The sequence below is a fragment of the Stenotrophomonas sp. B1-1 genome (assembly GCF_010894375.1).
GTDB lineage: Bacteria > Pseudomonadota > Gammaproteobacteria > Xanthomonadales > Xanthomonadaceae > Stenotrophomonas.
Genome location: NZ_JAAIUZ010000017.1, coordinates 110,878 through 124,021, shown reverse-complemented (window position 1 = coordinate 124,021; position 13,144 = coordinate 110,878). Strand labels below are relative to the sequence as shown.

9 protein-coding genes are annotated in these 13,144 nt (G+C 66.3%); 7 read left to right on the top strand and 2 right to left on the bottom strand.

What is annotated here, in order from left to right; all coding sequences use genetic code 11:
- The first annotated feature begins 92 nt into the window (after positions 1-92).
- The gene (locus G4G00_RS13835; RefSeq protein WP_164274405.1) at positions 93-1,847 is read left to right on the top strand and encodes an oligopeptide:H+ symporter; all 1,755 of its coding nucleotides are present in this window, start codon (positions 93-95) and stop codon (positions 1,845-1,847) included.
- Between the two features lie 24 nt (positions 1,848-1,871).
- Here G4G00_RS13835 and G4G00_RS13830 read toward each other — a convergent pair whose 3' ends face one another.
- Both G4G00_RS13830 and G4G00_RS13825 read right to left on the bottom strand, forming a co-directional pair.
- Complete coding sequence (locus tag G4G00_RS13830; RefSeq protein ID WP_108752465.1) at positions 1,872-3,857, bottom strand: prolyl oligopeptidase family serine peptidase; 1,986 nt, start codon at positions 3,855-3,857, stop codon at positions 1,872-1,874.
- 172 nt (positions 3,858-4,029) lie between these two features.
- The gene (locus G4G00_RS13825) at positions 4,030-4,665 is read right to left on the bottom strand and encodes a LysE family transporter (RefSeq protein WP_108748912.1); all 636 of its coding nucleotides are present in this window, start codon (positions 4,663-4,665) and stop codon (positions 4,030-4,032) included.
- Between the two features lie 136 nt (positions 4,666-4,801).
- Here G4G00_RS13825 and G4G00_RS13820 point away from each other — a divergent pair, with 136 nt between their 5' ends.
- From G4G00_RS13820 to mdcA, 6 genes are all read left to right on the top strand, one after another.
- Complete coding sequence (locus G4G00_RS13820) at positions 4,802-5,707, top strand: LysR family transcriptional regulator ArgP (RefSeq protein ID WP_164274402.1); 906 nt, start codon at positions 4,802-4,804, stop codon at positions 5,705-5,707.
- Positions 5,708-5,855: 148 nt separating this feature from the next.
- Positions 5,856-6,440, top strand: coding sequence for a hypothetical protein (locus G4G00_RS13815; RefSeq protein WP_164274399.1), 585 nt, complete (start codon positions 5,856-5,858; stop codon positions 6,438-6,440).
- Positions 6,441-6,525: 85 nt separating this feature from the next.
- Positions 6,526-6,972 (top strand): GNAT family N-acetyltransferase, encoded by a 447-nt coding sequence (locus tag G4G00_RS13810; RefSeq protein WP_164274396.1) that lies wholly within the window; start codon positions 6,526-6,528, stop codon positions 6,970-6,972.
- Between the two features lie 172 nt (positions 6,973-7,144).
- Positions 7,145-8,842: a malate dehydrogenase (quinone) gene (mqo, locus tag G4G00_RS13805; protein ID WP_108761486.1), complete on the top strand. Its 1,698-nt coding sequence runs from the start codon at positions 7,145-7,147 to the stop codon at positions 8,840-8,842.
- A 285-nt stretch (positions 8,843-9,127) separates the two neighbouring features.
- Positions 9,128-11,317 (top strand): TonB-dependent siderophore receptor, encoded by a 2,190-nt coding sequence (locus tag G4G00_RS13800; protein WP_164274393.1) that lies wholly within the window; start codon positions 9,128-9,130, stop codon positions 11,315-11,317.
- Between the two features lie 174 nt (positions 11,318-11,491).
- Positions 11,492-13,135, top strand: a complete 1,644-nt coding sequence (gene mdcA / locus G4G00_RS13795) for a malonate decarboxylase subunit alpha (RefSeq protein WP_164274390.1) — start codon at positions 11,492-11,494, stop codon at positions 13,133-13,135.
- The last annotated feature ends 9 nt before the right edge of the window (positions 13,136-13,144 follow it).

The window sequence follows — 13,144 nt, the reverse complement described above, 5'->3', positions numbered from 1 at the left end:
AGCGCCGGGCCATGCCCGGCGTTGCGTAATGCCGCCGGGCATGGCCCGGCGCTACCCGGCGCGTGCCTGCGGCACGCGCCTATAATCCGCCGATGAATTCCACCGCGATTGCTTCCGACGACTTCCTGGGCCACCCCAAGGGCGTCTACGTCTGCTTCTTCACCGAAATGTGGGAGCGCTTCTCCTTCTATGGCATGAAGGCGCTGCTGTTGCTGTACCTGACCAAGTACCACCTGTTCGGTGACAAGGCCGGGCTGGACCTGCTGGGCGCCTACGGTGGCCTGGTGTACTGCATTCCGGTATTCGGCGGCATGCTGGCCGACCGCTGGCTGGGCATGCGCCGCGCGGTGCTGTTCGGCGGCATCCTGCTGGTACTGGGCCACCTGGGCATGGCCTTCGAAGGCCACGCGGCGTACCGGGTGAACGGCGAAGTGGTGCGCGACACCTCGGCACTGGCGGTGACCTATCTGTCGCTGGCGCTGATCATCATGGGCGTGGGCTTCCTGAAGCCGAACATTTCCACCATCGTCGGCAAGCTCTACCCCAAGGACGACCCGCGCCGCGATTCGGGCTTCTCGCTGTTCTATGCCGGCATCAACCTGGGCGCGCTGTTCTCGTCGCTGGTCTGCGGTTTCCTGGGCGAGGCTTACGGCTGGAAATACGGCTTCGGCGCGGCCGGCATCGGCATGCTGGCCGGCCTGGCCATGTTCCTGTGGGGGCAGAAGTACCTGCACGGCCACGCCGAGCCGCCGCAGCCGGCGGCATTGAAGCAGAAGGTGCTGGGCCTGCCGCGCGATTGGCTGATCTACCTGTGCGCGGTGATCGGCGTGCTGCCAGTCGCTTGGCTGATGTGGGCCGCCGGCAACGGCGCCTTCGCGCTGGGCGGTGAAATCAGCCTGGCGCTGATGCTGATGCTGGTGGTGCTGGGCGGCGTGCTGGTCTGGTTCGCCTGGTTCACCGGCAGCAAATGCACGCCGGTGCAGCGCCAGCAGATGATCGCGCTGATGGTGCTGATCTTCATGGCGCTGGTGTTCTTCACGATGTACGAGCAGTCGTACGGGTCGTGGGTCACCTTCACCGACCGGCTGCTGACCAAGGACATCGTGCCGGCGCTGGTGATCACCGATGGCACCCCGCTGCCGTGGTCGATCGTGTCGCTGCTGCTGGCGCCGCTGGGCTTCGTGGTCAGCGCGCGCCTGGCCGAACGGCGCCCGGGTTCCAACGCACCGCGTGCGTTCTTCATTGCCATCGTGGCGCTGATGCTGGTGCTGCTGGTGCGCGACTGCCTGGTGATTCCGCAGACCGCCGGTTCGCTCACCTACCTGGGCGGGTTGTTCCTGGTGCTGCTGGCGCCGGCGTTCGCCGCGCTGTGGACCTGGATGGACCGCCGCGGCTGGGAGCCGGGCAAGCCGGTGAAATCGGCCTGGGGCCTGGTGATCGGTGCGCTGTCGTTCGTGCCGTTGGCGCTGGCCGCGCAGCAGGTGGGCGCCACCGGTGAAATGGCCAGCGTGTGGTGGCTGGTGCTGGCCTACTTCCTGCTGGCCAGCGGTGAGATGTGCCTGTCGCCGGTCGGCCTGTCGGCAGTGACCCAGCTGGCCGTACCGCGGGTGATGAGCCTGATGATGGGCACCTGGTTCCTGGCCACCGCGTTTTCGGAAACGCTGGCCGCGCTGTTCGGCAAGCTGGCGGCGATCGAGGTGCCCGAAGGCGAAGCGCTGGACATGGTGGCCGCCGCCGGAGCCTACGCGCACCTGTTCTGGCTGCTGATGTGGATCGGCCTGGGCTGTGCGGTGGCGGCCTTCGTTGCCGCCCCGCTGCTGAAGCGGATGATGCACGGGGTCAAATGACCCCGTGCACCCGCGCCGCCAGACTCAGGGCGCCTTGCCCTTGTCCGCCGGCACGCTGGCGCTGGCCGTGGCCCCGCCCAGGCTGCGCGACAGGAAGGCCAGCAGTTTTCCGTAGTACTCGCGCTTGTGTTCCAGCGTGTAGAAGCCGTGGCCTTCGGTCTTGTAGTACAGGCTTTCAACCGGCGTTCCGGCACGCTTGAGCGCCGCTTCCATGCGCTCGGTGTGCTGGATCGGCGCGCGCTTGTCCTCGCCACCGGCGGCCAGGAACACCGGCACCTTGATCTGCGCGGCCAGGTTGACCGGCGATACGGCGCCGAGCTTGGTCGGGTCGCCCAGCCATTCCCGCAGGTAGGTCATGCCCGACTTGCGGTCCTGCACGTCGCCGCGGTTGAACATCATGGGCAGGTCGTACACCCCCACATAGCCGGCCGCGCACTGGTACAGGCCAGGTTCGCGCACGGCGCCCATCATGGCCGAGTACGCGCCGTAGCTGGCGCCGTAGATGCAGATGCGGTCCTTGTTGGCCACGCCCTGGCTGATTGCCCAGCGGGTGGCATCGGTCACGTCGTCCTGCATGGCCTTGCCCCACTGCTCGGCGGCCGCCTGACCGTGGGCACGGCCGTAGTTGCCCGAGCCACGGAAATTGACCTGCAGCACCGCGTAACCGGCCGCGGCCAGCATCTGCGCTTCGCGGTCGTAGCTGCCATCGTCGTAGATGCCAAGCGGCCCGCCATGCGGCATGACCACCATCGGCAGACCACGCCCGTCGCTGCCGTGCGGCACGGTCAGGTAACCGTGCAGCGGCAGGCCGTCGCGGGCCTGCAGCTTGAACGGCTTGACCGACGCGGTCTTTTCCACGTTGATCCAGTCGCTGCGGCTGATCAGGTAATCGGCCTTGCGCGCGGCGATATCGTAGACATAGAAGTCGCCGGGGTTGGAGCCGGACCAGACGCGTACCAGCACCTTGTTGCCATCGCGGGTGCTGGAGGTGATGAAGACCGCCTGGCCGGGGAACGCCGCCTCCAGGCTGCGGTACAGCCGCGCATCGGCCGAGGTCTCATCGAAGAAACGCGTGCGCGGCGTGTCGCCCAGGTACAGCGCGCCGACCGGAATGCGGGTACCGGGGCGGACGATGATGCGGTACGGGTCGACCACCTCGTCGCGCAGCACGGTCTTGCGCTCACGTGTCTGCGGGTTCCAGCTGACGATGGCATCGGGACCGCTGGACTGCTCGCTCTTCAGATAGGCCAGCTGCCCGTCTTCGGAAAAACCAATCGCGGTTTCGATGCGTGCGGACACACTCTCATCGTTCACCAGTGCCCAATCGGTACCGTTGGCCGCGCGGTAGTACAGCTTGTTGACGTTGTCCGTGCCCGCGCCGTGGGCAAAGCGCACCTGGCCCTGCGCATCGGTGGTGAAATCGGCGCGGCGCACCGGCGAACGGGCCACCGTGGCGCGCTTGCCGCTCTGCACGTCCAGGCGCTCGGCGCGGGTGTAGGGATCTTCGCTGAAGGGCCACACCGCGATCACCACGTTGCGGTCGTCGTCCGGCAGGTCGTCGGACAGGAAGGCAGCGATGGCCTCCACCTTCTTCGGCTGGATGCGCGTGCCCGGCCCGTTGCTGGTTACCCGGTAGCCCACCAGCAGTTCGGTACGGCCGCTTTCGGCGTTCATCGACAGCAGTTCGCCGGTGGGCGACGGCTCGTCCAGGCTGCCGAACTTTTCAGCCACGCCGATCAGCAGGCGGGAGTCGTTCACCCAATGGAAATCGGTGGCGTGGTTGTTGCTCGGTGGCCGCATGCTGCTGACCACCGAATTGTCCGATGACCGCAGGATCGCCAGCGCGGTGAAATCCTCGCCCGGCACGGTCGTGGCGTAGTACTGGCCACTGGGTGAAATCTTCAGATCGCCGAACGCCTCCTGGCGCACGAACGCATCCACATCGACTGCCATTGCCTTCCCCGGCAACAGCACGGCTGCCACCAGGGCAGCCAGCAAGCACTTGCGCATCCTTCCCCCTTGAAGCGGACACCCTGTCCGCATCGCCGATTCTAGGCATGGCCGATTCCTGCCCGCCAGTGCTGGCGGCGACAAAAAAAAGACGGCACCGTTGCCGGTGCCGTCATGGCCACTACCTTGGAGAGAGAGTCAGGACGTGGGTTCGGGGGGCGTGCGCGGTGGGTCAGTGGACCCCGCGCACCGCCAGGGTCAGGGCCAGGATGCTGAGGATCACGGCGATGGTGCCGTCCAGTACCCGCCAGGTGCTGGGCTTGGTGAACAGCGGTGCCAGCAGGCGCGCGCCCAGGCCCTGCGCGGTCAGCCACAGGCAGCTGGCGGTCACCACGCCGGCGGCGAAGGCCATGCGTGCATTGCCGAAGTTTTCGGCAATCGAACCGATCACCATCATGTCCAGCCAGAAGTGCGGATTGATCAGCGAGAAACCGACTGCCGCCATCAGCACCGCACGGCGGCTGCCGTCATCACTGTCGGCCTCGCCCATGCCACCGCCACCGGCGAAGGCACGGCGCGCGGACTTCATGGCGTACCAGGCCAGGAAGGCCACACCGGTCCACAGCACCGCGGTGGTCAGCCACGGCAGCGCCGTGGTGAGGGTGCGCAGGCCGGCCACGCTGGCGAAGATGAAGAACGCATCGATGGCCGCGCAGGTGGCGACCACCGGCACGATGTGCTTGCGCAGGATGCCCTGGCGCAGGATGAAGGCGCTCTGGGCACCGACCACGGCGAACAGGCCGATGCCGGTGGCTGCACCAGAGAACCAGGCACCGAGGCCAGTGCTGGCGGAGATGACCGAGAACATGGGATTCACTGCCTTGTCTTGCTGGGGGACGGTGCCTCGCGAAGGCGGACAGCACCGGAATGGGCGCCATTGTCGCGCCGCAACATGAAGAAGACGAGCTAAACTTACTAAACCAACATTAGCGGAGCTTAATCGGATGCGTATCGATCACGCCCAGCTGCGGGCCCTGGCCGCGGTGATCCGCGAAGGCAGCTTTGACCGCGCCGCGCAGGCGCTCAATGTCACCCCGTCGGCCATCTCGCAGCGGGTGAAAGCGCTGGAAGACCGCATTGGCCGCCTGCTGGTGAAGCGCGGCACCCCGGCCACCGCCACCGCCGAAGGCCAGTTGCTGGTGCAGCTGGCCGAACAGACCGCCCTGCTGGAGCACGACGCGCTGCACCGCATGGGCTTGGCCGACGAGGACCTGCCGCAGGCCAGCATTCCGGTGGCGGTGAACCATGACAGCCTGGAAACCTGGTTTCCGCAGGCTGCGCACGCCTTTGCCCAAGGCACCGGCACCACCCTGGACCTGCGCGTGGAAGACCAGGACCACACCGTGGAGCTGCTGCGCCAGGGCACGGTGCTGGGCGCGGTGACCACGCTGGACGAACCGGTGCAGGGCTGCCAGATCCATGCGCTGGGCAGCATCCGCTACGCCGCCACCTGCACACCGGAGTTCCGCGAGCAGCATTTCGCCAAGGGCGTGACCGCGCAGGCGCTGGCGCAGGCACCGGTGCTGGTGTTCAACCGCAAGGACGACATGCAGGCCCGGTTCGCCCGGCGCATGGCCGGCGACGAGCTGCCCAGCACCGCGCCGACCTGGTGGATTCCCTCCACCCGCGCGTTCGTGCAGGCCAACCTGGGCGGCCTGGGCTGGACCATGAATCCACTGCCGCTGGTGAAGCGGCACCTGGATGCCGGCCGCCTGGTCTACGTGCGCCAGCGCGCGTGGGAAGACGTGCCCTTGTACTGGCAGCACTGGAAGGGCGATGTACAGACCATGGCCCTGCTGACCCGCGCCGTGCTGGACGCATCGACCGCACTGGTGCGGCGGAAGCGCTGAGGCGGCAGGGCTGCGTATCCACCCATGGGGTGGATCTACGGGAACGGCCCGGGGTCGGATCCCGTTGCTGCGCAACGGGCTCTGACCCCATTCTGCGGGGACTTTTTCTGTGCCAGCATCGCGGCAACCGACCTTGAGGGGCTGGGCGATGGGGACCGATCCGCTGTTCCTGCATATCCGCGTGGTGATGGGCATCATCCTGGGCCTGTCGATCACCACCCTGCTGAAGGGGCTGGCGCAGATCATCGAGCACCCGCAGCGCCGCGGCTGTTCCGCCCTGCATCTGTGCTGGGTGGCGTGGACGCTGGTGTCGCTGGTCACGTTCTGGTGGTGGGAATTCCGCCTGATCGAAGTGCACCGCTGGACGTTTGAAACCTACCTGTTCGTGATCGCCTACAGCGCCACCTGGTTCCTGCTGTGCGCGCTGCTGTTTCCGGACGACCTGCGCGACTACGGCAGTTACGGCCACTACCTGCTGCAGCGCCGGCGCTGGATCTTCGGCGTGATCGCGGTGCTGACGCTGCTGGATCTGGTGGACACGGCGATCAAGGGGCGCAGCCGCTGGCAGTTGCTGGGCGAGGCCTATCCGCTGCATTCGGCGCTGATGCTGGTGGTCTGCGTGCTGGGCTGGAACCTGCGCAGCGCCCGCGCGCACGTGCTGCTGGCCGCGGTGGCGCTGGTTTACCAGGTGGTCTATTTCGCGGCGGAATACTTCACTATTGGCAGTGATTGAAGGGATCCGCCAGGCATGGCCTGGCGCTACCGTTCGTGGCCAATGCCTCCGCCGGGCATGGCCCGGCGCTACCAAGGGAACAGACATGACGATCCACTACCGCCCCGCCCGGCCCGATGATGCGGCCGCCTGCATCGATCTGCGCGGGCGTACCCGCGAGAACGCCTTCAGTGCGACACAACTGGCCGAGTTGGGCATCACCGCGGACAGCTGGGCCGAGGGCATTGCACAGGGCGACTTCATCGGCCACATCGCCGAAGACAACGGCACCCTGGTCGGCTATGGCTTCGCCGACCGTGACAGTGGCGAAGTGCTGGTACTGGCCCTGCTGCCGGATTACGAGGGCCGCGGCATCGGCCAGCGATTGCTGCAGGAAGTGATCGAACTTGCCCGCGCTGCCGGGCATGGCCGGCTGTTCCTGGCCTGTTCGGCCGATCCCCGCTCGCGCTCGTACGGGTTCTACCGTCACCTGGGCTGGCGAGCCACCGGCGAGGTGGACGAGGCCGGGGACGAGATCCTGGAGCTGGTCTGAGGGGAGTGACCCGGCGCTACCGGACCAGGGTGGCCGGATGCTGCGTTGCACCAAATCCGGACCTGAAAGGGTTAGAATCCGCCCCTTGGATGCTGCAAGGCGTTGTTTCTTCACGCCCTTTCCCTACCCGGCGCGCATCCTGAACCCCTTCCCCACGCCATAAGTCACCCCCATGAAGAAATTTGGCAAGGCCCTTCTCGCCCTGCTCGTGCTGCTGTTGCTGGTAGCCGCGCTGTTCCTGTACTGGCCGCTGACCCAGCGCTCGGTGCCGGCGGCAAGCAACGACAAACCCGTCGACGTCGTCCTGGTCGGCGGCGGCATCATGAGCATCACCCTGGCCACCTACCTGCAGGAACTGCAGCCGGACTGGAACATCCAGGTCTATGAACGCCTGGACGGCGTGGCCAACGAAAGCTCGGACGGCTGGAACAACGCCGGCACCGGCCATTCGGCCTTCGCCGAACTGAACTACACCCCGGAACTGCCCGATGGCAGCATCGAGACCAAGCGCGCGGTCGGCATTGCCGAAAGCTTCGAGGTCTCGCGCCAGTTCTGGTCGCACCAGGTGAAGGAAGGGCGGCTGAGCCAGCCCAGCGACTTCATCAACCCGACCCCGCACATGAGCTTCGTCTGGGGCGATGACAACATTGCCTACCTGCACAAGCGCCAGCAGGCGCTGGTGAAGAACCCGCTGTTCTACGGCATGCAGTACTCGGAAGATCCGGCGCAGATCAAGCAGTGGGCCCCGCTGCTGATGGAAGGCCGCGACCCGAAGCAGAAGGTGGCCGCCACCTGGATGCCGCTGGGCACCGACGTCAACTTCGGCGTGATCACCCGCCAGCTGACCGCCGGCCTGCAGCGCAGCCCGAACTTCACGCTGCACCTGAACCATGAAGTGAGCGCGCTGCGGCAGAACGCCGACAAGAGCTGGAACGTGACGGTGAAGGACCTGAAGGCCAACACCGAAACCACCACCCATGCCCGCTTCGTCTTCATCGGTGCCGGTGGCGCCGCGCTGAAGCTGCTGCAGATGTCCGGCATTCCCGAATCGAAGGATTACGCCGGCTTCCCGGTGGGCGGCCAGTTCCTGGCCTTCCAGGGCCAGGACGTGACCTCGCGCCATGGCGTGAAGGCCTACGGCATGGCCGAAACCGGTTCGCCGCCGATGTCGGTGCCGCACCTGGATGCGCGCAAGCTGGACGGCAAGCCGGTGGTGCTGTTTGGACCGTTCGCGCTGTACAGCACCAAGTTCCTGAAGCATGGCTCGTGGTGGGACCTGTATTCGTCGGTGAACCACAACAACGTCGGCCCGATGCTGGAAGTGGGCAAGGACAACCTGGACCTGGTGCAGTACCTGATGGCCCAGGCACGCCTGAACGACGCCGATCGCCAGGCCGAGCTGGTGAAGTACTTCCCCAACGCCAAGCCGGGCGACTGGAAGCTGATCACCGCTGGCCAGCGCGTGCAGATCATCAAGCGCGACCCGTTGAAGGGCCCGGTGCTGCAGTTCGGCACCGAGATCGTGACCGACAAGGACCACACCATCGCCGCGCTGCTGGGTGCTTCGCCGGGCGCGTCGACCTCGCCGCCGATCATGCTGGACCTGATGGCCAAGGCCTTCCCCGAACAGATGAAGGCCGGCTGGGAAGCCCGCCTGCGCGAGATCGTGCCGTCGTACGGCCGCAAGTTGAATGAAAGCGCCGCGCTGACCAACGAGATCCGCACGCTGACCAGCCAGACCCTGCACCTTCCCTACCTGGAAGTGCCGGCCGATGCTGCGGCCGCCCCGGCAGCCGTGCCGGCGGCCACGCCGGCCCCGGCGGCGGCGAAGGAAAAGCGCAATGCCAACGAGGAACTGCAGGCGCTGTAAGCCTGGTGTTTCCCACGTAGTAGAAACGGACGGCCACCTTCGGGTGGCCGTTCGCGTTTGTGGGCCGGAATGGGTCAGAGCCCTTTGCCGGGGCAAAGGGATCTGACCCCGCCGAGGCCCCAGCCGTTGTCACGAATTGTAATGTTGTTAAGAACGATTTACATTTGCACCCCGCGCAACTCACCTGCGCCCTCCCGCAGATGGACCTGACCCCGCCCGATGCCGCCGCTCGGGTGCCGGATGACTGTTGCCGCCCACCCTTTCCCTTCCCGCCCCGAGCCCTCCATGTCCCTCTACGCTTCCCGCCTGCCCCGCCGCGCGCCGCTGTCGGCCGCGCTGCTGTCCGTCCTGATCCTGTCGGCGCCCTCGGCGTTCGCCGCCGATGCCGGCGTTGATGCGTCCGACGCCAAGACCCTGGACAAGGTGAGCGTGCGTGCCGACAAGGCCGCCCCGGCCAGCACCACGCGCCTGCCGATCACCCTGCAGGAAACCCCGCAGTCGTCCACCGTGATCGGCCTGCAGCGCCTGCAGGACGAATCGCTGTTCAGCATCAACGACGTGATGCGCAACGTGACCGGCGTCAGCGTGTCCTTCTATGACACCCAGCGCCCGCTTTACTACGCGCGCGGTTTCGCCATCACCGACTTCCAGGTCGATGGCATTCCCACCTACAGCGGCTCGACCAACCAGGAATACGACACCGCCTTCTACGACCGCGTGGAAGTGATCCGCGGTGCCAACGGCCTGCTCAGTGGCGCCGGTGTGCCGTCGGCCACGGTGAACCTGCTGCGCAAGCGCCCGGGCAAGGAGTTCGATGCCTCGTTCGCAGTCAGTGCCGGCAGCTGGGACTACCGCCGCATGGAAGCGGACGTGAACGCGCCGCTGACCAGCGACGGCCGGTTCCGCAGCCGTGTGGTCGCCGCCTACACCGATCGTGATTTCTATTACGACCGCTACAAAGAAAACAAGATGGCCGGCATGGCCGTGCTGGAAGGCGATGTGACCGACAGCACCACGGTCACCCTGGGCTACCAGACCCAGGACAACAACCCGGTGGGTTCCACCTGGGGCACCGTGCCGTTCTTCGACAGCCAGGGCAACTTCGCCCACCTGCCGCGCTCGACCAACCTGTCGCCGAAGTGGAGCTACTGGCAGCGCGAGACCAGCACCGTGTTCGCCAACCTGGAACAGCGTTTCGGCGACGACTGGTTGCTGAAGATCAACACCGCCTATACCCGCGGCAACGTGCAGAACGTGCGCCTGTACGGTACCGGCAACCCGAACCCGGCCACCGGTTCGGGCATCTTCCTGCGCGCCGCCGCCGGCGATGCCGAAGACACCCGTCGCAACATTGATGCCTACCTGACCGGCACGTTCGAGCTGTTCAACCAGCAGCACGACCTGACCTTCGGCGCGCAGTGGGCCGACCTGGAAGCGACCACCAACACCACCACGCTGAACTTCCCGACCGACTGGGCACGCTGCGGCAGCGAACGCTGCTACTACATTCCCAACGTGTACGACTGGAACGGCGATATTTCCGAAGTGACCTACACCCGCACCGGTGCGCGCCGCGTGGCCAAGACCACCCAGAGCGGCGTGTACCTGGCCGCGCGCCTGCACCTGGCCGAGCCGCTTTCGCTGATCGCCGGCGCACGCCTGAGCCGCTGGGAAACCCGTACCCGCGCATTCAACGCGGCCGGCAACTACACCGGCACCAGCGGCGCCTACAAGGTGAGCGATGAAGTGACCCCGTACGTGGGCCTGGTCTTCGACATCACCCCGAATGTCTCTGCGTATGCCAGCTACACCGAAATCTTCAATCCGCAGAACTACAAGGACAAGAACGAGAACCTGCTGGCGCCGGTGCAGGGTTCGAACCTGGAAGCGGGCCTGAAGACCCAGTGGTTCGACGGCCGCCTGACCGCCAATGCCGCGGTGTTCGAGGCCAAGCAGGACAACTACGCGGTGCGCGACATGAGCGTGCCGGACGGTTCGCTCAGCGATGGCAGCTCGGCCTATATCGGCGTGAACGGCACCAAGGCGCGTGGCTGGGAAATGGACGTGAACGGCGAGATCCTGCCGGGCTGGACCGTCAACGCCGGCTTTACCCACGTGAAGGTGACCCGCGCGGCCACCGACCTGCTGTACGCCAACCCCGCCGAAGACCTGCTGCAGATCAACACCCAGCTGCGCCTGCGCGGCGCACTGGAACGCCTGAGCGTGGGTGCTGGCGTGCAGTGGCAGAGCAAGGTGCAGGGCTACAACATTCCCTACCCGCTGGGTGGCACGGTCACGGTGAACCAGCCGGCCTACGCACTGGTGCAGTTCAACGCCAACTACCGCATCAGCGACAACTGGACGGCCACGCTGAGCGTGCGCAACGCGCTGGACAAGACCTACTGGGCCAACCTGGACTACAACAACTACGGCGAACCGCGCTTCGTGGCCGCCAGCCTGCGCTGGAAGTTCTAAGGCAGGCAGCGGGGTCAGAGCCCTTTCCGCAGGAAAGGGATCTGACCCCATCGCAGCGCCACCACCTGAATGGGCCCGCCTGCGTGCGGGCCCTTCTTTTTTGCTGCACTGCGAGTTGCGGCGCGCTCCGTAATTATGGCGTAATTATTTCCACCGCCATTCGGAAGCCGGTCGATGAACCCGAGCTGGGACACGTTGCAACGCAGCCGCCAGGCCCGCCTGGAACGGGCCGCGCCCTGGGCACGGGGCCGCCAGGTCGCCGCCGCCGATGTCGCCGACCTGCTGCATGCCCTGCTGAAACCGGGCGACAAGGTCTGCCTGGAGGGGAACAACCAGAAGCAGGCCGATTTCCTGGCCCAGGCGCTGGCCGACCTGGACCCGGCGCGGGTGCACGACCTGCACATGGTGCAGTCGGTGCTGTCCCTGCCCTCGCACCTGGATGTGTTCGAGCGCGGCATCGCCTCGAAACTGGACTTCTCGTTCTCCGGCCCGCAGTCGGTGCGGCTGGCCAACCTGGTGGCCGAAGGGCGCATCCAGATCGGTGCCATCCACACCTACCTGGAACTTTTCGGCCGCTACTTCATCGACCTGACCCCGCGCGTGGCCCTGGTGGCCGCGCAGGCCGCCGACCGCCACGGCAACCTGTACACCGGCCCGAACACCGAAGACACCCCGGTGATCGTCGAAGCCACCGCATTCGGCGGCGGCATCGTGATCGCCCAGGTCAACGAAATCGTCGACACCCTCCCCCGCGTCGATATCCCCGCTGACTGGGTCAACTTCGTGGTGCAGGCACCGCGGCCGAACCACATCGAGCCGCTGTTCACCCGCGATCCGGCGCAGATTTCCGAAATCCAGGTGCTGATGGCGATGATGGCCATCAAGGGTATCTACGCCGAGTACGGAGTCAACCGCCTCAACCACGGCATCGGCTTCGATACGGCCGCGATCGAACTGCTGCTGCCGACCTATGCCGAATCACTGGGGCTGAAAGGAAAGATCTGCCAGCACTGGGCGCTGAACCCGCATCCGGCACTGATTCCGGCCATTGAATCGGGCTTCGTCAAATCGGTGCACTCCTTCGGTTCGGAACTGGGCATGGAGAAGTACATCGCCGCCCGTGGCGATGTGTTCTTCACCGGTGCCGACGGCTCGATGCGCTCCAACCGCGCGTTCTCGCAGACCGCCGGCCTGTACGCGTGTGACATGTTCATCGGTTCGACCCTGCAGGTCGACCTGCAGGGCAATAGTTCCACCGCCACCCGCGACCGCATTGCCGGCTTCGGCGGTGCGCCGAACATGGGGTCGGATGCACGTGGCCGCCGCCATGCCAGCGATGCCTGGATCAAGGCCGGCCAGCAGGCCGCACGGCCCGGCGAAATGCCGCGCGGGCGCAAGCTGGTGGTGCAGATGGTGGAAACCTTCCGCGAACACATGGCACCGGCCTTCGTTGAACGTCTGGATGCCTGGGAACTGGCCGAGCGCGCAGACATGCCGCTGCCGCCGGTGATGATCTACGGCGACGATGTCAGCCACGTGCTGACCGAAGAAGGCATTGCCAATCTGCTGCTGTGCCGCACGCCGGAGGAACGCGAACAGGCGATCCGCGGCGTGGCCGGCTACACCGCCGTGGGCCTGGGCCGCGACCGCGCGATGGTGGAAAACCTGCGCGACCGAGGCGTGATCCAGCGCCCGGATGACCTGGGCATCAACGTGCGCGATGCCAGCCGCGACCTGTTGGCGGCGCGTTCGGTGAAGGATCTGGTGCGCTGGTCCGGCGGCCTGTACGACCCGCCCAAGCGCTTCCGCAACTGGTAAGGGACAGAG

What these genes read in the sequence shown, in the direction of transcription:
- G4G00_RS13835 (WP_164274405.1), top strand. Translation starts at nt 93, where the DNA reads ATGAATTCCACCGCGATTGCTTCCGACGACTTCCTGGGCCACCCCAAG.
- G4G00_RS13830 (WP_108752465.1), bottom strand. Translation starts at nt 3,857, where the DNA reads ATGCGCAAGTGCTTGCTGGCTGCCCTGGTGGCAGCCGTGCTGTTGCCG.
- G4G00_RS13825 (WP_108748912.1), bottom strand. Translation starts at nt 4,665, where the DNA reads ATGTTCTCGGTCATCTCCGCCAGCACTGGCCTCGGTGCCTGGTTCTCT.
- G4G00_RS13820 (WP_164274402.1), top strand. Translation starts at nt 4,802, where the DNA reads ATGCGTATCGATCACGCCCAGCTGCGGGCCCTGGCCGCGGTGATCCGC.
- G4G00_RS13815 (WP_164274399.1), top strand. Translation starts at nt 5,856, where the DNA reads ATGGGGACCGATCCGCTGTTCCTGCATATCCGCGTGGTGATGGGCATC.
- G4G00_RS13810 (WP_164274396.1), top strand. Translation starts at nt 6,526, where the DNA reads ATGACGATCCACTACCGCCCCGCCCGGCCCGATGATGCGGCCGCCTGC.
- mqo (WP_108761486.1), top strand. Translation starts at nt 7,145, where the DNA reads ATGAAGAAATTTGGCAAGGCCCTTCTCGCCCTGCTCGTGCTGCTGTTG.
- G4G00_RS13800 (WP_164274393.1), top strand. Translation starts at nt 9,128, where the DNA reads ATGTCCCTCTACGCTTCCCGCCTGCCCCGCCGCGCGCCGCTGTCGGCC.
- mdcA (WP_164274390.1), top strand. Translation starts at nt 11,492, where the DNA reads ATGAACCCGAGCTGGGACACGTTGCAACGCAGCCGCCAGGCCCGCCTG.